Consider the following 23660-nt stretch of genomic DNA (forward strand, 5'->3'; position numbering starts at 1 on the left):
TGGGTGACAGCCCTCATCGCCAGCAGGGCTGGCTCCCACACTGGCCCTTATGTAGCAAAAGATCGTCACTCTGATGCATTAATTGGCAAAACGACGACACTTTGCGTCTTATTAACGTGTTCCACGCTCCCTAGAATGGCTGGCATCTTTTCCTATACTCAGACGCGCATCCCGCGTCGGGTCGCCAGCAAGGTCAGCCATGAACAAGAACAATCGCCATCCTGCAGACGGTAAGAAACCAGTCACCATTTTCGGCCCGGACTTTCCGTTCGCGTTCGACGACTGGATCGAACACCCCGCCGGTCTCGGCATCATTCCTGAACACAATCACGGCGCTGAAGTGGCGATTGTCGGCGCGGGCATTGCCGGTCTAGTGGCAGCTTACGAGTTGATGAAACTCGGTCTGAAACCGGTGGTTTATGAGGCGTCGAAGCTCGGCGGTCGCCTGCGCTCGCAAGCGTTCAACGGTACTGACGGCATCGTCGCGGAACTTGGCGGCATGCGTTTCCCGGTGTCTTCCACCGCGTTCTATCACTACGTCGACAAGCTCGGGCTTGAGACCAAACCTTTCCCGAACCCACTGACGCCTGCCTCCGGCAGCACCGTGATCGATCTGGAAGGCAAAACCCATTACGCACAGAAACTGGCGGATCTTCCGGCACTGTTCCAGGAAGTGGCTGACGCCTGGGCGGATGCCCTGGAGGCTGGTTCGCAGTTCGCCGATATCCAGCAAGCCATCCGCGATCGCGATGTGCCGCGCCTGAAAGAGCTGTGGAATACCTTGGTGCCGCTGTGGGACGACCGCACCTTCTATGATTTCGTCGCCACCTCGGAGGCCTTCGCCAAGCTGTCTTTCCATCATCGCGAAGTGTTCGGTCAGGTCGGTTTCGGCACTGGCGGCTGGGACTCGGACTTCCCCAATTCGATGCTGGAAATCTTCCGCGTGGTCATGACCAACTGCGATGACCATCAACACTTGGTGGTCGGCGGCGTCGAGCAGGTGCCGCAAGGCATCTGGCGGCATGTGCCGGAGCGCTGCGTGCACTGGCCCGAGGGCACCAGCCTGAAATCCCTGCATCGCGGTGCGCCGCGCTCGGGCGTGAAGAAAATCGCCCACGCGCCGGACGGCCGTTTCGCGGTCACCGACAACAATGGCGACACCCGCGAATACGCCGCCGTGCTCACCACTTGCCAGAGCTGGCTGCTGACCACGCAGATCGAATGCGACGAAACCCTGTTCTCGCAGAAAATGTGGATGGCGCTGGATCGCACCCGCTACATGCAATCGTCGAAAACCTTTGTGATGGTCGACCGACCATTCTGGAAAGACAAAGATCCGGAAACCGGCCGCGACTTGATGAGCATGACCCTCACTGATCGCCTGACCCGTGGCACTTATCTGTTCGACAACGGCGACGACAAACCCGGCGTGATCTGCCTGTCATACTCGTGGATGAGCGATGCGCTGAAAATGCTTCCGCATCCTGTGGAAAAACGCGTAGAGCTGGCGTTGAATGCGTTGAAAAAGATCTACCCGAAAGTTGATATCGCCGCGCGAATCATTGGCGACCCGATCACCGTGTCGTGGGAAGCTGACCCGTACTTCCTCGGTGCTTTCAAAGGCGCCCTGCCCGGCCACTATCGCTACAACCAACGCATGTACGCGCACTTCATGCAGGACGAGATGCCAGCCGAACAACGCGGGATTTTCATCGCTGGCGACGACGTTTCGTGGACGCCGGCGTGGGTCGAAGGCGCGGTGCAGACCTCGCTCAACGCGGTGTGGGGGATCATGAAACATTTCGGCGGCTCGACACATAAAGCGAACCCGGGGCCCGGTGATGTGTTCAAAGACATCGGCCCTATCGCCCTGCCCGAGTAAGAGGAATCCCTGATGCGTGTAGCCCTTTACCAATGTCCACCGCTGCCACTGGAGCCCGCCGCCAACCTGCAACGCCTGCATCAAGTGGCGATGGAGGCCAAGGGCGCCGACCTGTTGGTGCTGCCGGAGATGTTCATGACCGGCTACAACATTGGCGCCGAAGCGGTCAGCACCTTGGCCGAGGTTTACAACGGTGAATGGGCGCAGCAGATCGGTCGGATCGCCAAGGCTGCCGGTCTGGCGATTGTTTACGGCTATCCGGAACGCACCGCCGACGGACAGATCTACAACGCCGTGCAGTTGATCGATTCACACGGCGAACGCCTGTGCAATTACCGCAAGACGCATCTGTTCGGTGATCTGGATCGCTCAATGTTCAGCCCAGGCGATGATGAATTTCCCATCGTCGAACTCAACGGCTGGAAGCTTGGCTTCTTGATCTGCTACGACCTGGAATTTCCGGAAAACACCCGGCGTCTGGCCCTTGCTGGCGCTGAGCTGATTCTGGTGCCGACGGCGAACATGATTCCGTTCGATTTCGTTGCTGACGTCACCGTGCGTTCGCGCGCCTTCGAAAACCAGTGCTACGTGGCCTACGCCAACTATTGCGGCAGCGAAGGCGAGATTCACTATTGCGGGCAAAGCAGCCTCGCCGCGCCGGATGGCAGCCGCATCGCCCAGGCCGGACTCGACGAAGCGCTGATCATCGGCGAACTGGATCGGCAGTTGATGCTCGACTCCCGCGCCGCCAATCGCTACCTCAGCGATCGCCGTCCCGAGCTTTACGGCGCGCTCAACCAGCGCTAATCCGCTAGCATTGGCACTTCACTGTTCTGGAAGTGCCCATGCCTGCGCCGACTCACCCCCGCCCCCACACCGAAACCCTGGCCAACGGCTTGCGCGTGACCCTGCGTCATGTGCCTGGCCTGAAGCGCAGCGCCGCTGCTTTGCGCGTGGCTGCCGGTAGCCATGACGTACCACTGGCGTGGCCGGGGCTGGCGCATTTCCTTGAGCATTTACTGTTTCTCGGCACCGAGCGTTTTCCTACGGGCGAAGGGCTCATGGCCTACGTGCAAGGTCACGGTGGCCAGGTGAATGCCAGCACGCGCGAACGCACCACTGACTTTTTCTTTGAGTTGCCGACGCGTTCGTTCAGCGGTGGGCTGGAGCGTCTGTCAGACATGCTCGCCAAGCCGCGTATGAATCTGGACGATCAGTTGTGCGAACGGGAAGTGTTGCAGGCGGAATTTGTCGCTTGGTCGCAGGATCCTGCAGCGCAACGGCAGTTTGCGATGTACGAAGGATTACCGGCAGAGCATCCATTGCGCGGGTTTCATGCGGGCAATCGGAACAGCCTTAAAGTGGAAGATCCGGCGTTTCAACAAGCGTTGAAAGGTTTCCACCAGCAGTTTTATCAGACCGGGCAGATGACGCTGAGTCTGGTCGGGCCGCAAACGCTGGAAGAACTGAAAGCGCTGGCCGAGCAATTCGCGTCAGTGTTGCCTGTTGGGGATAAAATTGCGCAGGCAGCGCCTCTTCCGCTGGCGGTGAAAAGTTATCAACAGGTCGATGAACAGCGCAGCAATCTGTTGTTTGCCTTTGATGCATTGCCTGAGTCGTCCAACGAGGCTTTGGCGTTTCTTTGCCATTACCTGAACAGCACCAAGCCCGGCGGATTGCTGGCGTATTTGCAGGCGCAAAAACTGGCGGATGGATTGAGCGCTGCGCCGGTTTATCAGTATGCCGGCCAAGCGTTGTTGCATCTGCAATTCACTGCGACTTCCGAATCGTTAAACGCTATTCATGAACAACTGCTCAATTGGCTGAGTTTCTTTGCCCGGCAGGATTGGGCGCCTCTGCGCGAGGAATACGCGGCTCTGCTTCAACGTCAGCAGCAAGTCAGTGGCGCGCTGCAACGGGCGCGTATCGACAGTGAGCAGATGGAGACCGGTCTGTCGGATTCTGGTGTTGAAGCCCTTACACAGATTCTCCGCGAAATCGGCACTGTGGATAACTTCAGCGAGCACTGGCACCTGCCCGCTGCCAATCCCTTCCTGCGATCAAGCGAGCCGCTGGCCAACGCCGGGCTGATTCGCGGCCAGACCAGCGCTCATCGGGGTCTGCGCACATTCGCTCAGGATCGCTCCCGTGGCCGACGCGAACGTTCGCCGATGCAATTCAGCCAAGCGTTGCCGGACAGCGGCGAAGAAGGCGCGATCTACCTGCGTTGGCAGGTGGAATCCGCCGCCAGCATCGATCTACAGAGCACGCTGCAACGCAGTCTTAAACAAACCGGGCAAGACGCGCGTGAGGCCGGGGTCGATTTGTCTTTCAGCACCACCGGCAATCAATGGCTATTGAAGCTCACTGGCCTGCAGGAGCCCATGCCCAGCGTCCTCGAGCACGCGCTGAAATGTCTGACGCAAATTGACGCGGATTCACCGCGCAGCGAGCCGGAAACGCCGCTGATCGCCATCCGCCAATTGCTCAAAGCGCTGCCAGAACATGTTCTGCAACCCGCCGGCATAGGCGACGACGCCAAACACCTGTGGACAACTTCGCACTGGGACGGCCTAGCCCTGGGGCTGAATCAACAGACGCAATCTGCCATGGGTCTGGCCCTGAGCCGCGTTCCCGGTATTCCGGACAATCAATTGCCCGCACCGACGGCGATCACCGCGCAAAAGCAGTGGCTCCACATCGACACAGCTTCCAGCGAACATGCCTTGCTGCTGTTCTGCCCAGCCGCCAGCAGCAATATTGCCGACGAAGCGGCGTGGCGAATGCTCGCGCAACTGTGCCAGACACCGTTCTATCAACGTTTGCGGGTAGAGTTGCAATTGGGCTATGCCGTATTCAGCGCGTTGCGGCAGATACAGGGGCAAACCGCTCTCCTGTTCGGTGTGCAATCGCCAAGTGCCAAACCAGCGGAGCTGCTGGAGCACATCCAGCAATTTCTCAACGGCATCCCGGCCCTGATCGAACAGCTGGATCACGCCAGCCTCAGCCAGCAACGGCAAAACCTCGCTGATCAATTCGATGACACCAATCTGTCCAGCAAAGAGGCCGCCGAACTGCTCTGGCAGGCCAGACTCGCGGGCCACTCGTCGGATTATCTTGAGCAGTTGATTGCGACCATGCGAACACTGGATCGCCAAGCGTTGCTCAGCGCGGTACAACGCTTGCTCAACGCAGAGGGCGGCTGGCTCTGCCTCGCCAGCGATTCAGCCGCCGAAAGCACGTGGCAAGCGACAAATTGATCATTACCGAGGCTGCAACGAGCTTTCTCAAAGATTCACGGGCATTTACCCGGAAATTTTGAGTAACATAGCAGCCTAACTATTTGGAACATCTTTGCGCTGCCGTGGACTATAACTATGGACAGCGCTATCCCACCAACCTGAGGAGACACACCATGTCCTGGACAAAACCGGCTTACACCGACCTGCGTATCGGCTTCGAAGTCACCATGTACTTCGCCAGCCGCTGAGTTCTGCTTACGTAGAATTGCAGTGCAACGCCTCGGCTCGCCGGGGCGTTTTATTTTCCGCGTTGAAATGATGGAGTGTTCATGTTCGTCCAGATTCTGGGTTCGGCCGCTGGCGGCGGTTTTCCGCAGTGGAACTGCAACTGCGTCAACTGCGCAGGCTTTCGCGACGGCAGCCTGAATGCCAAGGCCCGCACCCAATCGTCCATCGCGATTTCCGATGATGGCGTGAACTGGGTGTTGTGCAACGCCTCGCCGGACATTCGCGCACAGTTGCAAAGTTTCGCCCCGATGCAACCGGGCCGCGCCCTGCGTGACACCGGCATCAGCGCGATCATCCTGATGGACAGCCAGATCGACCACACCACCGGTCTGCTCAGCCTGCGCGAAGGCTGCCCGCATCAGGTCTGGTGCACGGACATGGTTCACGAAGACCTCAGCACTGGTTTCCCGCTGTTCAAGATGCTCACCCACTGGAATGGCGGGCTGGACTGGAACCGCATCGAACTCGACCAAAGCTTTACCGTAGCCGCGTGTCCGAACCTGCGTTTCACCCCGCTGCCATTACGCAGCGCCGCGCCACCGTATTCGCCGCACCGTTTCGATCCGCATCCGGGCGACAACATCGGCTTGATCGTTGAAGACCTGAATACTGGCGGCAAACTGTTTTACGCGCCGGGTCTGGGCAAGGTCGATGCGCCGTTGCTGGAAATCATGGCCGGCAGCGATTGCCTGTTGGTCGACGGCACGATGTGGGATGACGATGAGATGCAGCGTCGTGGCGTCGGCACCCGCACCGGTCGCGAGATGGGCCATCTGGCACAGAACGGCCCTGGCGGCATGCTCGAAGTGCTGGAGCAGTTACCCGATCAGCGCAAAGTGCTTATCCACATCAACAACACCAACCCGATTCTCGACGAGGATTCGCCGGAGCGTGCCGAGTTGGCGCGGCGTGATGTTGAAGTGGCGTTCGATGGCATGAGTATTGTGCTGTAACTGATGGCCCCATCGCTGGCAAGCCAGCTCCCACAAGGTTCTGTGGCGTATACAAAACCTGTGGGAGCTGGCTTGCCAGCGATGACGTCCTGACAGACACCACAGAATCCAAAGGTTGGTCCCGGAGAACAGACATGACTGACACGCCAATGTCCCCCGCCGAATTCGAAGCGGCCCTGCGCGCCAAAGGCGCCTATTACCACATCTACCACCCCTATCACGTGGCGATGTACGAAGGCCGCGCCAGTCGCGAGCAGATTCAGGGCTGGGTCGCCAACCGCTTCTACTATCAGGTGAACATCCCCCTGAAAGACGCGGCGATCCTCGCCAATTGCCCGGACCGCGAAATCCGCCGCGAGTGGATTCAGCGTCTGCTCGACCACGACGGCGCCCCCGGTGAAGACGGCGGTATCGAAGCCTGGCTGCGTCTGGGCCAAGCGGTCGGCCTCGACCCGGATCAACTGCGTTCTCAGGAACTGGTGCTGCCCGGCGTACGCTTCGCCGTCGAAGCTTACGTCAACTTTGCCCGCCGCGCCAGTTGGCAAGAAGCCGCCAGCAGCTCGCTGACTGAACTGTTCGCGCCGCAGATCCACCAGTCGCGCCTCGACAGCTGGCCGCAGCATTACCCGTGGATCGACCCGGCCGGTTACGAATACTTCCGCACCCGCCTCGGTCAGGCGCGACGCGATGTCGAGCATGGTCTGGCGATCACGCTCGAGCACTACAAGACCCGCGAAGGCCAGGAGCGCATGCTGGAAATTCTCCAGTTCAAACTGGACATTCTTTGGAGCATGCTCGATGCCATGAGCATGGCCTACGAACTGAACCGCCCGCCGTACCACAGCGTGACCGAACAACGCGTCTGGCATAAAGGAATCACCTTATGAGTTTCGACCGCAGCAAAGTCCCGACCTGGCGCCCTGGCTACCGTTTCCAGTACGAACCGGCGCAGAAAGGCCATGTGCTGCTGTACCCGGAAGGCATGATCAAGCTCAACGAAACCGCTGCGTTGATCGGCGGCTTGATTGACGGCGAACGGGATGTCGCGGCGATCATCGCCCAACTCGATGAGCAGTTCCCCGGCGTGCCCGAGCTCGGTGACGACATCGAGCAATTCATGGAGGTTGCCCGTGCGCAGCACTGGATCGAACTTGCCTGATACGTCGGTGCAAGTACCGCCAAAACCTGAAATCGGCCTGCCGCTGTGGCTGCTCGCCGAGCTGACCTACCGCTGCCCGCTGCAATGTCCGTACTGCTCCAATCCGCTGGATTTCGCCGAGCAGGGCAAAGAGCTGACCACAGAACAATGGATCAAGGTGTTTCGCGAGGCGCGGGAGATGGGCGCTGCGCAACTGGGCTTTTCCGGTGGCGAGCCACTGGTGCGTCAGGATCTCGCCGAGCTGATTCATGAAGCGCGGCAGTTGGGTTTCTACACCAACCTGATCACTTCTGGCATCGGCCTGACCGAGCAGAAAATCAGCGACTTCAAGAAGGCTGGCCTCGATCACATTCAGATCAGTTTTCAGGCCAGTGACGAGCAAGTGAACAACCTCCTCGCCGGCTCGAAAAAGGCCTTCGCGCAGAAGCTGGAAATGGCTCGCGCGGTGAAAGCTCACGGCTATCCGATGGTGCTGAACTTCGTCACCCATCGGCACAATATCGACAAGATCGACCGCATCATCGAGCTGTGCATCGCGCTTGAAGCCGACTTCGTCGAACTCGCCACTTGCCAGTTTTACGGTTGGGCGCAGCTCAATCGTGTCGGCCTGTTACCGACCAAGGAACAACTGGTGCGCGCCGAACGCATCACCAATGAATACCGCGCGAAACTGGAAGCCGAAGGGCATCCGTGCAAGCTGATTTTCGTCACCCCGGATTACTACGAAGAACGCCCGAAAGCCTGTATGAACGGCTGGGGCAGTATCTTTCTGACGGTCACGCCGGACGGCACCGCCCTGCCCTGCCATGGCGCCCGGCAGATGCCGGTACAATTTCCCAATGTGCGCGAACACAGCATGCAGCACATCTGGTACGACTCGTTCGGCTTCAATCGCTTCCGTGGTTACGACTGGATGCCCGAGCCGTGCCGCTCCTGCGACGAGAAAGAAAAAGACTTCGGCGGCTGCCGCTGCCAGGCGTTCATGCTCACCGGTGATGCGAGCAACGCTGACCCGGTGTGCAGCAAATCCGAACACCACGGCGTGATTCTCAAGGCCCGCGAAGAAGCCGAGACCGCCACCCAAACCATCGAACAACTGGCCTTCCGCAATGAACGAAACTCGCGCCTCATCGCCAAGGGCTGAGCCTTTCAGCGCCTCGCAAGCCGTTGCTGCCGGCATGGATTTCGCCGAGCTTCAGCTCGGTGCCAACGGTTTGTTCTGGAATGAATATCGCCCGGAAGATGCCGCATGCCGGATCTGGCATTGGCGCGATGGCGTGGCGAAATGTCTGACGCCGAATGGCTTCAGTGTGCGCAGTCGCGTGTACGAATATGGCGGTGGTGCGTTTTGTCTGACGCCGGATGGGGTGGTTTTCGTCGCGGAGGCGGATCAGCAGTTGTACCGCCAGACGTTGGATGGCGAGCCCGAGGCGCTGACGTCGGGCGAGTGCCGTTATGGCGATCTGCATTTTGCGTTCGGCCAAGTGCTGGCGGTTGAAGAACAGCAAGATCAGCATCGGCTGGTGGCGATTGATCTGGCGGACGGCACGCGGCATCTGTTGGCTGAGGGCGCGGACTTTTACGCTGCGCCCACCCTCAGCCCGGATGGCCAGCGTTTGGCCTGGATCGAGTGGAGCCGACCGCATCAGCCGTGGACTGCAACGCGATTGATGGTCGCTGACGGTGATTTTTCTGCGCCCCGTTGTGTGGCTGGCGCCGAGATTGAAGAATCCATTCAACAACCGCGATTCGATGCCGAAGGTCGGCTGTTTTGCCTGACCGACACCGGTGGCTTTTGGCAGCCTTGGGTTGAGACTAGCGACGGTTTGCAACCATTGCCCGCTGCGCTGGCCGATCATGCACCGGCGCCGTGGCAACTCGGCGGCTGCACCTGGTTGCCTGTGGAGGATTCGTTTTTAGCCAGTTGGAGCGAAGGTGGTTTCGGACGCCTGACGCTTGGCGATGAGGATTTCACTGGCGACTACAGCCGCTTCCGGCATTTGGCGCTGGATGAGCAAAACATCTACTGCATCGCCGCCTCGCCGATCAGTCCTTCGGCGGTTATCACCATTGATCGAGCTACACGCGAAGTGAAAGTGCTGGCCGGTGGCGTGGCCCCGTTGCCCGCTGAGCGTATCAGCCGTCCGCAAACGCTTTGTTACCCGAGCGGTTCGGGCGAGGCTCATGGGTTCTTTTATCCAGCCATGAGCGGTGAGACGAAACCGCCGCTGGTGGTGTTCATCCATGGCGGTCCGACGTCGGCGTGCTACCCGATGCTCGACCCACGCATTCAGTACTGGACGCAACGCGGCTTCGCCGTTGCCGATCTCAACTATCGCGGCAGCAGCGGTTATGGCCGGGAATACCGCCAGGCTTTGCATTTGAGCTGGGGAGAGGTGGATGTCGAGGATGCTTGCGCGGTGGTCGCGTATCTCGCCGAGCAGGGTTTGATCGACGGTGATCGCGCGTTCATTCGGGGCGGCAGCGCGGGCGGCTACACTACGTTGTGTGCCTTGGCGTTCCAGCAAGTCTTTCGTGCCGGCGCCAGCCTCTATGGCGTCAGCGACCCGGTGGCGTTGGCTCGGGCGACGCACAAGTTCGAAGGGGATTATCTGGACTGGCTGATCGGCGATCCCGTAAAAGACGCCGAACGCTATGCCGCCCGCACGCCGTTACTGCACGCGAGCAACATCCGTGTACCGGTGATCTTCTTTCAAGGCGAACTGGACGCCGTTGTTGTACCGCAACAGACCCGCGACATGGTCGCGGCGTTGGAGCAGAACGGCATCCCGGTCGAAGCACACTACTATCCCGAAGAACGCCACGGCTTCCGCCGTGCGGCCAATCAGGCGCATGCGTTGGAGCAGGAGTGGAAGTTTTACCGGCGGGTGATGGGGCTCACGGATTGAAATCTGCGGTGCCCTAATCGCTAGCAGGGCTAGCTCCCACACTGGACTTGTGGCGTTCACAAATCCTTGTGGGAGCTAGCCCTGCTAGCGATGGCAATCTATCTGGCGCTTGGCAAATCAACGCTTGGCGATGATATACACCGCATGCACGATCCCCGGAATATACCCGCACAACGTCAGCAGAATGTTCAACCAGAACGCCCCGCCAAACCCGACCTGCAGAAACACACCCAGTGGTGGCAACAGAATAGCGATGATGATGCGAATGAAATCCATGGGTCAGCTCCTGAATGGGGGTTGGCTCGCTTGAGCCATACAAGCTAATCGACCTGCGCCGTTCGTCAGGGTTCAGTGCAACTGCCATTTGATCGCCATCACCCCACAAAAAAACGCCCCACGCCAAAAGAATCAGGCGCAGGGCGTGCGTTATACCGCGAGACGGTTCTTTAATTCGGGTAGGAAAGTTCAGCTCAGACGGCAATCCCTTTGCGGCATTGCAGTTGGGCGGTGCGTACTCGCGAGAAGGCGCGGCCCAGGCGCAGGAGCATTTCGTCGATGTTGGTTTTGCTCACGGTGAGGGCTGGGGTGAAGCGCAGGCAGTTGGCTTGCGGAGCATTGAGCAGCAGGCCTTCTTGCACGGCGGCATGGACGACGGCTTCGGCGGAATCGTCTGACAGGGTCAGTCCATAGAACAGGCCTTGACCGCGCAGTGCGCCATGTTCATAGCGGTGCGCCAATCGAGCCAGACCTTCGCGCAGATGCTGGCCGTTGTCGTTGACCTGCTGGAGAAAGCTGCGGTCGTGCACGCTGTCGAGCACCACCAGACCGGCCGCGGTCATCAGCGCGTTGCCGTGATGGGTGCCGCCCAGTTCGCCCGCCTCGAAACAGCACGCTTTGCCCCGCGCCAACAGTGCCGCCAAGGGCACGCCGCCGCCCAATCCTTTGCCGAGCACGACGATATCCGCGCGCACGCCGTAGGACTGTTCGGCGAGCAACGTGCCGCAGCGGCCGATGCCGGTTTGCACTTCGTCGAGGATCAGCAGAATGCCCAGTTCACGGCACAGTCGCTCAACACCTTTGAGGTAATGCTCGGTCGCCGGCACAACCCCGGCATCGCTCTGGATCGGTTCGAGCATGATCGCCACGGTCTGCGCATCGACCGCTGCATGCAGCGCCGGCAAGTCGTTGAACGGCACCAAATCGAAACCCGGCAGTAACGGCGCGAAACGATTGTGCAGATTGCAGCTGTCCGAGGCGGAAATCGTCGCCAGACTGCGGCCATGACATCCCTGCTTGGCGACGATAATTCGCGAGGCGCCGCCGCGATGCAACTGGCCCCACTTGCGCGCCAGTTTGATCGCCGCTTCACAGGCTTCACTGCCGCTGTTGAGCAAGTAGGCCTGATCACTGGAAGTAGCGGCGCACAGGCGTTCAGCGAGGCTGAGCATGCCGCGATTGTGCAGATTAAAACCGGGATTGATCAGCGCCTGCGCCTGACTGCTGATGGCTTTCACCAGCGCTGAAGGACTGTGGCCTAGGCTATTGGCACCACCGGCCTGAGAAAAGTCGAGGTAAGCGCGGTCGTTGCTGTCCCACAACCACGAACCTTGCCCCCGGACGAAAACCTGTTGCGGCCGTTCGACGCTGGGCATCAGGCGCTCAGCGCAGAGCTGCTCGCTGTTATCAAAAGGGTCAGCCTCGAAAACGAGGTCATCAAGACTCGGCGTCTGGCGCCGCAAACTGAACAGATTCATTGAAAAACACCTCGTTTAAGGTGTTCTGAATTGCCTATGTAAACACTGTCGAAGCGAACGCTATTCATCGCGCTTTCTGGCCCTGTAAGCCTTGTGAATGCGGTTAGACTAGGCTCACTGACGGCTTCGGGCCATTTCGATTTACCAGCATTTTCGATAAGTATTGCTTATGGATTTTAAACAACTGCGTTATTTCGTCGCGGTCTACGAGGAAGGCCATGTTGGCCGTGCCGCTGAACGCCTGTCGATCTCGCAGCCGGCCCTGTCGCAGCAGATCCGCCAGCTCGAACAAAATCTCGACGTCACCCTGTTCGAGCGCAGCAGCAAACGCCTGCTACCGACCCTCGCCGCACATACGTTGTACAACCACGCACTGCCGCTGCTGGATGGCTTGCAACGAGCGCGCGAGGCATTGGGCAACTTCAAGGGCCAGGCTTTGCGCACGCTGGCGATCGGCGTGCTGCAAACGGTTCATACCAGCCTGGTGCCGCAAATGCTCGAGCGGGTGCGCAAGGCGCAGCCGCATCTGGTGGTGCAGATTTATGAATTGACCGGACTTGAGATCGAACGCCGGCTGCTCAACGGCTCGCTGGATATTGGCATCAGTTATCTACCGCCGCGCCAACCGGGCCTGCACGGCGTGATGCTTTACGAAGATGAGCTGACGCTGGTGATTCCGGCGGACCATCCGTTGCGCGAATTCAAAAAGGTCTCGATGCGCCAAGCCGCCGAGCTGCCGATGCTGCTGTTGGGCGAAGAGTTCCAGATCCGCCAGATCTGGCAGGCGCAACTCACTGCCCTCGGGCGACGTCCGCAGGTGCAGGCCGAGCTGAATAATATGGTGGGGATTCTCGACAGTCTGCCGCACACCAAACTGGCGACGGTGTTGCCGGGGCGCTCGCAGAAGGAATACGACGATCAGGATCTGCTGTGGAAACCGCTGAGCGAACCACGGGTGCCACTGAAGGTTGGTCTGGTCTGTCGCGATGTGCAACGCCAGCAAGCACCCTTGGCGCTGTTGCAGACATTGCTGGAGGAAGTGATGCAGCGTGAAGTGAGGCCCGAACAGGATCCTTTGGCCTGATGACTTTTCTGCAGGCAAAAGAAAACCCCGCCGAAGCGGGGCTTTGCAGACTGTTTCCCTGACATCCATTTCACTCCGCCACCCTGGCAGAATCCTACGTGTCCGTGTTGTTGCTTTGCGCTTCCTGCGCGACGTCCATGAAATGTAGATTAGCCGTGGATCCAATCCACGCATATGGGAGAACAGCAGTACGTCATGTAAGAGAATGCTTACATGACGTGATCGCATCAGAACTGAGCAGCATCCAGCAGGAACAACGACTCGCTGCCCGCCTTCACTGACGCGCTCAACGAGTGGATACGCGGCAGCAGACGGGCGAAGTAGAAGCGCGCGGTGCCGAGCTTGCTGGCGTAGAAATCGTCCTGCGTTTCTTTGCCAAACGAAGCCTTGGCCATCAGTGCCCACATGTAGGCGTACGCCGTGTAACCGAATGCTTGCAAATATTCGACCGAGGCCGCGCCGATTTCGTTCGGATTGTTTTTCGCCCGATCCAGTACCCACGACGTCAACTCGTCGAGGGTGTCGACGGCATCGTTCAACGGCTTGGTGAATTCGCCCAGATCGGCACTGGCGGTTGCGGTGAAATGGCGGATCTCGTCGGCGAACAGTTGGTAGAACGCGCCGCCGCTGCCGACGATCTTGCGACCGACCAGATCCAGCGCCTGAATGCCGTTGGTGCCCTCGTAAATCTGCGTGATGCGTACATCACGCACCAGTTGCTCCTGGCCCCACTCGCGGATGTAACCGTGGCCGCCGAAAATCTGCTGGCCGTGCACGGTGGTTTCCAGACCCAGATCGGTGAGGAACGCCTTGGCCACCGGCGTCAGCAACGCGACCAGGTCCTCGGCACGCTTACGGGTCGTAGCGTCTTCGCTGAACTTGGCGGTGTCGAGTTGCATCGCCACGTAAGTGGAGAACGCACGGCCGCCTTCGTTCGAGGCTTTCATGGTCAGCAGCATGCGCCGCACGTCCGGGTGGACGATGATCGGGTCAGCGACTTTGTCTTTGTTCTGCGCCCCAGTCGGCGAACGGCTTTGCAGACGGTCGCGGGCGTATTCAACGGCGTTCTGGTACGAACGCTCGCCAGTCGCCAGGCCTTGGATACCAACGCCCAGGCGCTCGTAGTTCATCATGGTGAACATCGCGGCCAGGCCTTTGTTTGGCTCGCCAACCAGATAGCCTACGGCTTCGTCGAAGTTCATCACGCAGGTCGCGGACGCCTGGATGCCCATCTTGTGTTCGATCGAACCGCAGTTCGCCGGGTTGCGTGCGCCCAGGCTGCCGTCGGCATTGACCATGAACTTCGGCACCAGGAACAGCGAGATGCCTTTCGGGCCCGCAGGGGCGTCCGGCAGTTTCGCCAATACCAGGTGAATGATGTTTTCGGTGAGGTCGTGTTCGCCACCGGTGATGAAGATCTTGGTGCCGCTGACCTTGTAGGAACCGTCGGCCTGAGGCTCGGCCTTGGTGCGAATAATCCCCAGGTCGGTGCCGGCGTGCGGCTCGGTCAGGCACATCGAACCGGCCCAGACGCCCGCGTACATGTTCGGCAGGTACGCGGCTTTCAGCTCTTCGCTGGCGTGGGCATTGATCGACAGGCAGGCGCCGGCGGTCAGCATCGGGTACAGACCGAAGGACAGGCTGGCGGAGTTGACCATTTCTTCGACCTGCGCCGACACGGCTTTGGGCATGCCCATGCCGCCGTATTGCGGATCACCGCCAACGCCGACCCAGCCGCCTTCGGCATAAGTCTGATAGGCCTGTGGGAAACCGGCCGGGGTGGTCACGGCACCGTCGGCCCAGTGGCAACCTTCTTCATCAGCCGCACGGCTCAGCGGCGCGATGCTTTTGCTGGTGACCTTGCCGGCCTCTTCGAGAATGGCTTCAACGGTTTCAGCGTCGACAGTCTCGGCCAGCGCTGGCAGTTCGGCCCAGAGTTTGGCGACCTCGAACACTTCATTGAGGACGAAGCGCATATCGCGCAGCGGCGCTTTGTAGTCAGCCATGGCAAACCTCGCAAGATCTAAACAGGTGATTCGTGGAATGGTGTTTTCGTTGAGCCCGAGTGTACCTCAACAACTTTTGCGACACATAGGGTCAACCGGTGACTGATTTGTTATTTTTAGTCACCAGAAAAAGATCGCAGCCTTCGGCAGCTCCTACAGGTAAAACTCGATCCCATGTAGGAGCTGCCAAGGCTGCAATCTTTTGCTTTTTCCTAAAGAGAAAACAGTTCAGCAGGCAATTTCATCAAACAATCACTCCCCGCCTCGATCGCCGCCCGATGCGCCGCCGTACGCGGCAACAAACGCTTGAAGTAAAACTCGCACGTCGCCAGTTTCCCGCGCAGATAATCCGCCTCGCCCTCGCCCGCCTCCAACTGCGCCTGCGCCACCAACGCCATGCGCAACCACAGATAGCCAAGAATGATGTACCCGCTGTACATCAGGTAATCCACCGACGCCGCGCCGACTTCATCCGCGTTCTTCATCGCCGCCATGCCGACCTTCATAGTCAGGTCGCCCCACTGCTGATTGAGCTCGTTGAGCTGCGCAACGAAGCTGCCCAACTGCGGATGCTCGGCGTTTGCAGCACAGAACTTGTGGACGATCTTGGTAAACCCTCGCAGCAACTTGCCCTGACTGCCCAACACTTTGCGCCCAAGCAGATCCAGCGCCTGAATGCCGTTGGTGCCTTCGTAGATCGGTGCGATCCGGCAATCGCGCACCAACTGCTCCATGCCCCATTCGCGAATGAAACCGTGGCCACCAAACACCTGCATGCCGTGGTTGGTCACTTCCAGGCCGGTGTCGGTCATGAACGCCTTGCAGATCGGCGTGAGGAACGCCAACAGGTCTTCGGCTTCCTGACGTGCTTCGGCATCGCTGCTCAGGTGCGCGACATCGAGCATCTGCGCGGTGAAATAGGTCAGCGCGCGGTTGCCTTCGTTGAAGGCTTTCATGGTCAGCAACATGCGCCGCACGTCGGGGTGGACGATGATCGGGTCGGCGGCTTTGTCCGGGGCTTTGGCGCCGGTCAGTGAGCGCATCTGCAAACGGTCGTTGGCGTATTTGATTGCGCCCTGAAAGCTCGCCTCCCCCAGACACAGCCCCTGCATGCCGGTGCCGAGCCTTGCGTGGTTCATCATGGTGAACATGCAGTTGAGGCCTTTGTTCGGCTCGCCGATCAGGTAACCCTTGGCGCCGTCGAAGTTGAGCACGCAGGTGGCCGACGCCTTGATGCCCATTTTGTGTTCGATCGAACCGCAGGACACGCCATTGCGTTCGCCCGCCTCGCCTGCTGCATCCGGCAAGAACTTCGGCACGATAAACAGTGAAATACCCTTGGTTCCCGCCGGCGCGTCCGGCAGTTTCGCCAACACCAGGTGAATGATGTTGTCGCTCATGTCGTGCTCGCCGGCGGAGATGAAAATCTTGCTGCCGGTGACCGCATAACTGCCGTCAGCCTGAGGCGCGGCGCGGGTTTTGATGATGCCCAGATCGGTGCCGCAATGGGCTTCGGTCAGGCACATGGTGCCGGTCCATTGGCCGGCGGTGAGTTTGCTCAGGTAGATGTCTTTCTGCTCGGCGGTGCCGTGGGCGTGGATCGCCGACATCGCACCGTGAGTCAGGCCCGGGTACATGCCCCAGGACGTATTGCTGGAGCCGACCATTTCGCTGATGACCAGCCCCAGCGAACTCGGCAAGCCCTGCCCGCCGTATGTTGGATCCGCCGCCAGACCGTGCCAGCCGCCCTCGACGTATTGTGCGAAGGCTTGCTTGAAGCCTGTAGGCGTTGTCACCACACCGTTGTCGAAATGGCAGCCCTCTTCGTCACCGCTGCGATTGAGCGGGGCGAGAACGTTCTCACAGAACTTCGCGCCTTCTTCAAGGATCGCGTTGATCATGTCCGGACTGGCGTCGTCGGCACCGAGGGCGGCGTAGTTGGCGTGAAAGTCGAAGACGTGGTCGATCAGAAAACGCATGTCGCGCAGCGGGGCTTTGTACTCAGGCATGGTGGCTTCTCCGTCAGCAGATCACTCCAACCTACTGCCGGCCACCACGCCTCACAATCATTGTGCAGACGCTGAATGCGCCGTCATCACTCAACCCGCAGCGGTGTCCATGCGCACTGCGCCGCGACGGTTCTGGCCGTATGCGACCACACAGTTTCGCCCTGCGCCCTTGGCGCTGTAGAGCGCCTCGTCAGCGGATTTCAGGACTTGCTCTGGGGTGCGCTGCTCCAACCGCTCGGCAACGCCGATGCTCACCGTCACCGACACACTGGAAGCGCCGGAACCGCTGCGGCGCTGGCGACCTTGCTGGTCATCCTGCGGGCGGTTTTCCTGATTGCGCAGTTGAATGTTGTAGGACGCAATCGACTCGCGGATCACTTCCAGATGCGGCATGCATTCCTCAAGGGTTTTGCCTGCAAACACCAGGGCGAATTCCTCACCGCCATAGCGATACGCCCTACCGCCACCGCTGATTTTCGACAGCTTGCTGGCGACTAATCGCAGCACTTGGTCGCCGACGTCATGGCCATGGGTGTCGTTGAATTTCTTGAAGTGATCGACGTCACTCATCGCCAGTACATAGTTGCGACCGAGACGCTGCATGCGTTCGTTGAGTGCGCGTCGGCCCGGCAGACCGGTGAGTTCATCGCGGAAGGCCATTTGATAAGCCTCGTGCGCAACGGCGGCGGCGATCATCAACATGACCTGGCTGCACATGATGTTCAGGGTAAACGGCAGGATGAAGGTTTTCGGCAGCATCCAGAACACGCCGAGCAAACCAACCAATTGCGCCGCGTGCAGCGGGCGCGGGTTGCGCCAGTATTGCCAGGCGAGTAACAGGAAGGCCGAAATGAACACCGGGTATGACATCTGGATCAGGCTCATCCACGCGCCGTGCAGCGCCGGCCAGCGGATTTCGGACAGCCAGATCAGCAGCGCCTGGGGATAACTTTGCTCCAGCCCCAACGCCACGCTGCCGAAGATCAGTAACACGGCAAACCGCGCCACCATGTCTTGAAACAGGTGAGTGCGTTCCTGCCACGCGGCGAACAGCCCGAACAACAGCGGCAACAGCAAGCAGACGAGGTGGAAAACTACCGCGGCGTCTTCGCGCACCTTGCCGTTGTCGCGGTAATAGTCGGTCTGGGTGTCGAGCAGAAAGTAGGCGATGTACACCGTGAGCATCAGAAACAGTTCGCGCTGACGTCGGTAAACCGCGCAGTAAGCGCCACCCAACAGCAAAACCAGGGTCGGTAACACGTTAAATAGAGAAGTGAAGAACACGTTGAGGTCTTTGACGTACGCAGCCGCCAACCCCGCGAGTAACAACAGCAGTGAAGGTAGGAAATGACTGAAACGTACAGCGGAAGAACGCGGCAAGGGTAAAGCTCCGACCCGTCATGGCAAAGAGATGGCATTGTGCCTGCAATGCGTGCAGTTAAGCACACACAATGTGATCCAGATCACACGCACTCTCTTTAACGGCAGAAAACCTGACTATCTGAGCGATTTGCCAAGTTTTTTGCCTTCCCCGAGCCATGGCCACCATCACTGATGGCCAGGACTGCAGATATCCCTCACAGATCGTTGTAGAACGGCAGTAGTGGCCCCTCCGCCGGGCTCCGTCCTTCAGCCCCGTATGGCTTGAGATTGAGCGAAGCATCCGCCGCTTGCCGGGTGGTGACTTTCGGACTGGCCGGGCGCTGGGTCACGGCATTTTCATCACCGATATGGCCCTGCGGAATGACCAGCGATGGGTGATCAAACGGCGCCCGCTCCCAAGCCACGCGCGGATCGGTCAGAGCGACTTCCATGAACTTCACCAAAGCGTCGAGCTCATCGGGCGTCAGGTTGAGGTTGGTCATGTCCGGATCAAGGTTCGAGGTGTTGTGCTGACTGACCGTCGGATGCTCGAAACCGCTGGTGTTGTTGGCGTCTTCACCACGACGATCGCCACCACGGTTGTAGAACTCCATCACTTGCTTGAGCGTGGCGCGGCTGCCGTTGTGGAAGTACGGCCCGGTCAGGGCGATGTTGCGCAGAGTCGGCGTCTTGAAGGCGCCATCGACCGAGTCGCGGAAGTTGACGTTGGGTTTGAGTGTCGCGTCGCACGGAATCGCTGCGCTGAGCGGTGCTTCGAAGGTGCAGACATCGACGTCCAGCGGATCGGGAATGCTGCCACCCTGCAACAGCTTGTTGTACTGCCGACTGAACGACCACGGGTTGCCCCAGGCATCCGAGCCACCGAGGGCCAGATCTTCAGATGTCGGCCGCACGCCGGTGTTGTAGAAGCCGTTGTCGTAAAGGGTGGTGAGGTTGTCAGCCATGACCATGCGCTCGATGCGCTCACGCGGATGCATCAGTAAACGGCTGGCAGCGTTGGTCAGCTCCGCGCCGCCGTGGCAATTGACGCATTTGCCCTTGCCGAGAAACAGGTTCATGCCCTGCACTTGCTGCGCGTTCATGGCAGTTGAATCGCCCTGCAGGTAAGCGTCGATCGGCGCTTGATCAGAGATCAGCGTGGACTCGTACATTTGAATTGCCAGCCCGAAGAACAGCGGAAAGTTGGCCTCCATCTGCGTGTACGGTGCGCCGCCAACCAGCACGTTTTGCGTGGCGTTCCACAGACGTGGCTGGAAGGCGTTTTTGATCAACTCGCGATAGGTTGGGCGACGTGCACCGGAGACCGAAGCGAGTACGGAATCGTTGGAAGAAATCCGCTGTTGCTTGAGCATCAACTGATCGAGCATGCGCCGGCCAATGTCGGCGAAGGTGCGACCACCGCAGGACATTTCCACCGCACTGCCCGGCGGGCCCACCGCTTGCGAGGCAGCAGATGCGTCGTTGAGCGCCAGTCTGACTCTGGTTGCAACGGTGCTGCGCTCGCTGGTCACGTAGATGCCCGCATCGGGATCGCGATTGCCGAACGGTGAAAAACCGTTGAAAACGTTGTTGGCCCGACCGTCCCAGAAGTTGCGCACGTTGAACGCAGCGTTGATCACCGACGGCGCATTCCGCCCGGTGCTGCGGCGAACGTTGATGCCGCCGACCTGGAAGATGCCATCCGGCTGCTGGGTGCACTTGTCGAAACGCGGCTGGTTGGGCTTGACGAAGTTGGCGTCGAACACGCCTTGGGAGCCAACCACGTCGTCGCTCGAATAGACGATCGGCGAGTTGCGCTCCAGTGGATTGCTCAGCACATGGGTCGGGAAGTCGGTTTTCTTCAGCGTGTAGTTCGGGCCGCCCTTGCCGCCGGACAGCGTTGCGTAGGACGCCACATCGCCGGGAATGTCCGACGCCACAAAGGGCTTGTTGAAGATCGAGGCGACGTTGGCATTGGTGTGGGCCTGGCCGGGGTTGAGTTGGTTGGTGATGCGGTGGTCGACGCCGGCGTGATAGTGGCAGGACGCGCAAGCCGTGGCGCCATCGCTGCCGACCTCCATGTCCCAGAACAGCGCTTTACCGAGCAGAATCGCGGCGGAGCGGTTGAGCACGTAGTCGGTCATCAGGTCGACCTTGCGCCCACCTTCTGTGCCGGAAGGATCGGGCGGAATCATGCCGCGCAAGGATTGCAGGCTCGGCACCTCCGGCACGGGCGGATCCACTTCGACGGCATCAGCCGCCATCGCACCGCAGGCACTCAGTGTGAGGGCTAACCCGACAAGTCGACAGATGTTCATGTGCTTCACCCTGACGTTGTTGTTATGAGTTCGCCGGGCGAGAGGCGTCGTGAACAGGACAGGATTTCTCGTGAGCGCCGGTTAATCTGCGCAGTGCAATTAATTGGCCACTCTTTCGAGAAACATTTTGAATCAATAAACGCGGGGGAAGCGCGCTGGCAGCCACCGTTTCTGCTGGGGAATCGCCCCAGTGTTGGGGATAAATCCAACGCAAAAAAAACCGCTGCCCCAGAGGAGCAGCGGTTTTTTCAAGCGACCGCGTTGAGGCTTAGTAGCCCAGTGCGAAGTCTTCTTCTTTCATGTCCATCAGGTTGTTGGCGCCCGACAGCATGGTGGCTACGTGGGTACGGGTACGCGGCAGGATGCGCTGGAAGTAGAAGCGCGCGGTTTGCAGCTTGGCGGTGTAGAACGCCGCGTCGCCAGTGCCTTCTGCCAGCTTCTCGGCTGCCAGACGTGCCATGTCGGCCCAGAAGTAAGCCAGGCAGGCATAACCGGAGTACATCAGGTAGTCCACGGAGGCCGCGCCGACTTCTTCGCGATCTTTCATGGCAGCCATACCGACCTTCATGGTCAGCTCGCCCCATTCCTTGTTGATTGCTGCCAGCGGTGCGACGAACTCTGCAACGGCTTCGTTGCCTTCGTTGTTCTGGCAGAACTTGTGGACGATCTTGGTGAAGCCTTTCAAAGCCTCGCCTTGGGTCATCAGCACTTTACGGCCCAGCAGGTCGAGTGCCTGGATACCGGTGGTGCCTTCGTACAGCATCGAAATGCGGCTGTCGCGAACGTTCTGCTCCATGCCCCACTCGGCGATGAAGCCGTGGCCGCCGTAGATCTGAACGCCGTGGTTGGCGGATTCGAAACCGACTTCGGTCATGAACGCTTTGGCGATCGGAGTCATGAAGGCCAGCAGTGCGTCGGCTTTCTTCTTCTCTTCTTCATCGACGCCGTATTTGACGATGTCGACCTGCTTGGCGGTGAAGTACACCATCGCACGGTTGCCTTCGGCGAAAGCCTTCATGGTCAACAGCATGCGGCGTACGTCCGGATGCACGATGATCGGGTCAGCAGCTTTTTCCGGCGCTTTCGGACCAGTCAGGGAGCGCATTTGCAGACGATCGCGAGCGTATTTCAGACCGCCCTGGAAACCGATTTCGGCGTGGGCCAGACCTTGCAGTGCGGTACCCAGACGTGCGGTGTTCATAAACGTGAACATGCAGTTCAGGCCTTTGTTCGCCGGGCCGATCAGGAAACCGGTAGCGCCGTCGAAGTTCATCACGCAGGTAGCGTTGCCGTGGATGCCCATCTTGTGTTCCAGCGAACCGCAGGTCACTGCGTTGCGCTCACCGACAGTGCCGTCAGCATTCGGCATGAATTTCGGAACGATGAACAGCGAGATGCCTTTGGTGCCAGCCGGTGCGTCCGGCAGGCGGGCCAGCACGATGTGAATGATGTTGTCGGCCATGTCGTGTTCACCGGCCGAGATGAAGATCTTGGTGCCGGACACTTTGTAGGAGCCGTCAGCCTGAGGTTCGGCCTTGGTGCGCAGCATGCCCAGGTCGGTGCCGCAGTGCGGCTCGGTCAGGCACATGGTGCCGGTCCATTCGCCGGAGACCAGTTTGGTCAGATAGGCTTCTTGCTGTTCTGGGGTGCCGTGCTCGGAGATGGTGTTCATCGCGCCGTGCGACAGGCCTGGGTACATGCCCCACGACCAATTGGCTTCGCCAACCATTTCGCTCACGGCCAGACCCAGCGACTCCGGCAGACCTTGACCGCCGTGCTCGACGTCGTGAGCGAGGCTTGGCCAGCCGCCTTCAACGAATTGCTTGTAAGCCTCTTTGAAGCCCGTCGGGGTTTTCACGCCGGACTCGCTCCAGGTGCAACCTTCGAGGTCGCCCACACGGTTCAGCGGTGCCAGTACCTGCTCACAAAACTTGGCGCCTTCTTCGAGAATGGCGTCAACCATGTCCGGAGTTGCGTCTGCGCAAGCCGGAAGGCTCTGATAGTGCGCTTCGTAGCCGAGCAGCTCGTCACGAACGAAGCGAATATCACGCAAGGGGGCCTTGTAGTCAGGCATAGCGATAAACCTCTGCTGATGTAACCGGGAATGAACGACCGTGTTGATTTGTTGTGACGGTCAAACAGTTGTTTGAAACATACGTTTACGCCGAAATCTTGTCAAGCATCGATCTTTTGCCGTTCGTCATCAGATTTTTCAAACGCCGGACACAGCAAACCGCCATGCGCTCGAACGAGCCACAGACGCTGAAAAAAGATTAGTTGAGGGAGAAGGACTTACAACGAAAAACGCCGCGACAGGTCGCGGCGTTCAGCGTGTAGAAGGCAAGAAAATCAGGCGAAGGTATCGATGATCGTACCGAGCACTTCATCGGAAGCCTTGGCGACCTTCACACCCAGCTCAGCCTGGATCTTGCCTTGGGACATCTCGACCACGTTGCTCGCCAGATCCGATTGCTGGGCACGATCCACGCCGCGCAGGCGATCAACCTGCACTTCGGACGACTGGCTGGTCACCGAACGCTCAATCGTGTTGTTGGCAATCTGGCTGGCTGCCTGATCGACGCGGTTCTGACCGCTCTGAATCGAGCTCAGGCCTGCATAAAATGCTGTGTTACCGGAGATTTCCATAACAGTTCTCATCCTTGGGAAGGATCAATGACCGCCATTGAAGCAGAG

The 23660-nt window shown here is 59.5% G+C and carries 18 protein-coding genes; 10 read left to right on the top strand and 8 right to left on the bottom strand.

The annotated features are described in order from the left end of the window. Nucleotides 1-199 precede the first annotated feature (199 nt). The 9 genes from AC3Y64_RS25565 (at nt 200) to AC3Y64_RS25605 (ending at nt 10433) form a co-directional block, all read left to right on the top strand. Nucleotides 200-1882 (top strand): flavin monoamine oxidase family protein, encoded by a 1683-nt coding sequence (locus AC3Y64_RS25565; protein WP_489985651.1) that lies wholly within the window; start codon nt 200-202, stop codon nt 1880-1882. Between the two features lie 12 nt (nt 1883-1894). After that, nucleotides 1895-2689 carry a carbon-nitrogen hydrolase family protein gene (locus AC3Y64_RS25570; RefSeq protein ID WP_489985652.1) on the top strand — a complete coding sequence of 265 codons (795 nt, stop codon included), beginning with the start codon at nt 1895-1897 and terminating at the stop codon, nt 2687-2689. Between the two features lie 38 nt (nt 2690-2727). Continuing rightward, on the top strand, nt 2728-5142 hold the full coding sequence (gene pqqF, locus AC3Y64_RS25575) for a pyrroloquinoline quinone biosynthesis protein PqqF (protein ID WP_489985653.1): 2415 nt from the start codon (nt 2728-2730) through the stop codon (nt 5140-5142). Nucleotides 5143-5297: 155 nt separating this feature from the next. Beyond that, entirely contained in the window at nt 5298-5372 is a 75-nt protein-coding gene (pqqA, locus tag AC3Y64_RS25580) for a pyrroloquinoline quinone precursor peptide PqqA (RefSeq protein WP_003422658.1), read from the top strand. An 81-nt stretch (nt 5373-5453) separates the two neighbouring features. Beyond that, nucleotides 5454-6365 carry a pyrroloquinoline quinone biosynthesis protein PqqB gene (pqqB, locus tag AC3Y64_RS25585; protein ID WP_489985654.1) on the top strand — a complete coding sequence of 304 codons (912 nt, stop codon included), beginning with the start codon at nt 5454-5456 and terminating at the stop codon, nt 6363-6365. Nucleotides 6366-6499: 134 nt separating this feature from the next. After that, the gene (gene pqqC / locus AC3Y64_RS25590; RefSeq protein ID WP_489985655.1) at nt 6500-7252 is read left to right on the top strand and encodes a pyrroloquinoline-quinone synthase PqqC; all 753 of its coding nucleotides are present in this window, start codon (nt 6500-6502) and stop codon (nt 7250-7252) included. Next, nucleotides 7249-7524: a pyrroloquinoline quinone biosynthesis peptide chaperone PqqD gene (gene pqqD / locus AC3Y64_RS25595; protein ID WP_158953217.1), complete on the top strand. Its 276-nt coding sequence runs from the start codon at nt 7249-7251 to the stop codon at nt 7522-7524. The genes pqqC and pqqD overlap by 4 nt, the downstream gene beginning before the upstream one ends. Beyond that, a complete protein-coding gene (pqqE, locus tag AC3Y64_RS25600; protein WP_489985656.1) occupies nt 7496-8668 on the top strand; it encodes a pyrroloquinoline quinone biosynthesis protein PqqE in 1173 nt (390 codons plus the stop codon). Before pqqD ends, pqqE begins: the two co-directional genes overlap by 29 nt. Continuing rightward, the gene (locus tag AC3Y64_RS25605) at nt 8634-10433 is read left to right on the top strand and encodes a S9 family peptidase (protein WP_489985657.1); all 1800 of its coding nucleotides are present in this window, start codon (nt 8634-8636) and stop codon (nt 10431-10433) included. Before pqqE ends, AC3Y64_RS25605 begins: the two co-directional genes overlap by 35 nt. 117 nt (nt 10434-10550) lie before the next feature. Here the strand turns inward: AC3Y64_RS25605 and AC3Y64_RS25610 are convergent, their stop codons facing one another. Together AC3Y64_RS25610 and AC3Y64_RS25615 are read right to left on the bottom strand one after the other, a co-directional pair. Continuing rightward, nucleotides 10551-10709, bottom strand: coding sequence for a YqaE/Pmp3 family membrane protein (locus tag AC3Y64_RS25610; RefSeq protein WP_003228885.1), 159 nt, complete (start codon nt 10707-10709; stop codon nt 10551-10553). A gap of 194 nt (nt 10710-10903) precedes the next feature. Next, complete coding sequence (locus AC3Y64_RS25615) at nt 10904-12187, bottom strand: aspartate aminotransferase family protein (RefSeq protein WP_489985658.1); 1284 nt, start codon at nt 12185-12187, stop codon at nt 10904-10906. A gap of 169 nt (nt 12188-12356) precedes the next feature. On the opposite strand from AC3Y64_RS25615, the gene AC3Y64_RS25620 reads away from it, so the two are divergent. Continuing rightward, on the top strand, nt 12357-13271 hold the full coding sequence (locus tag AC3Y64_RS25620; protein ID WP_158955947.1) for a LysR family transcriptional regulator: 915 nt from the start codon (nt 12357-12359) through the stop codon (nt 13269-13271). 227 nt (nt 13272-13498) lie between these two features. On the opposite strand, the gene AC3Y64_RS25625 is transcribed toward AC3Y64_RS25620, so the two are convergent. The 6 genes from AC3Y64_RS25625 to AC3Y64_RS25650 all read right to left on the bottom strand — a co-directional run bounded on the left by AC3Y64_RS25625 (nt 13499) and on the right by AC3Y64_RS25650 (nt 23612). Further along, nucleotides 13499-15277: an acyl-CoA dehydrogenase C-terminal domain-containing protein gene (locus AC3Y64_RS25625; RefSeq protein WP_489985659.1), complete on the bottom strand. Its 1779-nt coding sequence runs from the start codon at nt 15275-15277 to the stop codon at nt 13499-13501. 212 nt (nt 15278-15489) lie between these two features. Continuing rightward, complete coding sequence (locus tag AC3Y64_RS25630; RefSeq protein WP_489985660.1) at nt 15490-17286, bottom strand: acyl-CoA dehydrogenase C-terminal domain-containing protein; 1797 nt, start codon at nt 17284-17286, stop codon at nt 15490-15492. A 90-nt stretch (nt 17287-17376) separates the two neighbouring features. Next, on the bottom strand, nt 17377-18666 hold the full coding sequence (locus AC3Y64_RS25635; protein ID WP_158955953.1) for a GGDEF domain-containing protein: 1290 nt from the start codon (nt 18664-18666) through the stop codon (nt 17377-17379). A gap of 197 nt (nt 18667-18863) precedes the next feature. Further along, the gene (locus tag AC3Y64_RS25640) at nt 18864-20966 is read right to left on the bottom strand and encodes a cytochrome-c peroxidase (protein WP_489985661.1); all 2103 of its coding nucleotides are present in this window, start codon (nt 20964-20966) and stop codon (nt 18864-18866) included. A gap of 268 nt (nt 20967-21234) precedes the next feature. Then, nucleotides 21235-23040, bottom strand: coding sequence for a phenylacyl-CoA dehydrogenase (locus tag AC3Y64_RS25645; protein WP_158955957.1), 1806 nt, complete (start codon nt 23038-23040; stop codon nt 21235-21237). 275 nt (nt 23041-23315) lie between these two features. Continuing rightward, nucleotides 23316-23612 (bottom strand): pyrroloquinoline quinone biosynthesis protein PqqE, encoded by a 297-nt coding sequence (locus AC3Y64_RS25650; protein WP_489985662.1) that lies wholly within the window; start codon nt 23610-23612, stop codon nt 23316-23318. Nucleotides 23613-23660: the final 48 nt, after the last annotated feature.

This window comes from Pseudomonas sp. 4CAES_32.4 (assembly GCF_058136335.1).

Bases quoted from the DNA above. Each gene is read 5' to 3' on its own strand.
- pqqC (WP_489985655.1), top strand. From the start codon at position 6,500: ATGACTGACACGCCAATGTCCCCCGCCGAATTCGAAGCGGCCCTGCGC.
- AC3Y64_RS25620 (WP_158955947.1), top strand. From the start codon at position 12,357: ATGGATTTTAAACAACTGCGTTATTTCGTCGCGGTCTACGAGGAAGGC.
- AC3Y64_RS25605 (WP_489985657.1), top strand. From the start codon at position 8,634: ATGAACGAAACTCGCGCCTCATCGCCAAGGGCTGAGCCTTTCAGCGCC.
- AC3Y64_RS25570 (WP_489985652.1), top strand. From the start codon at position 1,895: ATGCGTGTAGCCCTTTACCAATGTCCACCGCTGCCACTGGAGCCCGCC.
- pqqD (WP_158953217.1), top strand. From the start codon at position 7,249: ATGAGTTTCGACCGCAGCAAAGTCCCGACCTGGCGCCCTGGCTACCGT.
- AC3Y64_RS25565 (WP_489985651.1), top strand. From the start codon at position 200: ATGAACAAGAACAATCGCCATCCTGCAGACGGTAAGAAACCAGTCACC.
- pqqB (WP_489985654.1), top strand. From the start codon at position 5,454: ATGTTCGTCCAGATTCTGGGTTCGGCCGCTGGCGGCGGTTTTCCGCAG.
- AC3Y64_RS25640 (WP_489985661.1), bottom strand. From the start codon at position 20,966: ATGAACATCTGTCGACTTGTCGGGTTAGCCCTCACACTGAGTGCCTGC.
- AC3Y64_RS25650 (WP_489985662.1), bottom strand. From the start codon at position 23,612: ATGGAAATCTCCGGTAACACAGCATTTTATGCAGGCCTGAGCTCGATT.
- AC3Y64_RS25630 (WP_489985660.1), bottom strand. From the start codon at position 17,286: ATGCCTGAGTACAAAGCCCCGCTGCGCGACATGCGTTTTCTGATCGAC.
- AC3Y64_RS25645 (WP_158955957.1), bottom strand. From the start codon at position 23,040: ATGCCTGACTACAAGGCCCCCTTGCGTGATATTCGCTTCGTTCGTGAC.
- AC3Y64_RS25610 (WP_003228885.1), bottom strand. From the start codon at position 10,709: ATGGATTTCATTCGCATCATCATCGCTATTCTGTTGCCACCACTGGGT.
- pqqF (WP_489985653.1), top strand. From the start codon at position 2,728: ATGCCTGCGCCGACTCACCCCCGCCCCCACACCGAAACCCTGGCCAAC.
- AC3Y64_RS25625 (WP_489985659.1), bottom strand. From the start codon at position 15,277: ATGGCTGACTACAAAGCGCCGCTGCGCGATATGCGCTTCGTCCTCAAT.
- AC3Y64_RS25615 (WP_489985658.1), bottom strand. From the start codon at position 12,187: ATGAATCTGTTCAGTTTGCGGCGCCAGACGCCGAGTCTTGATGACCTC.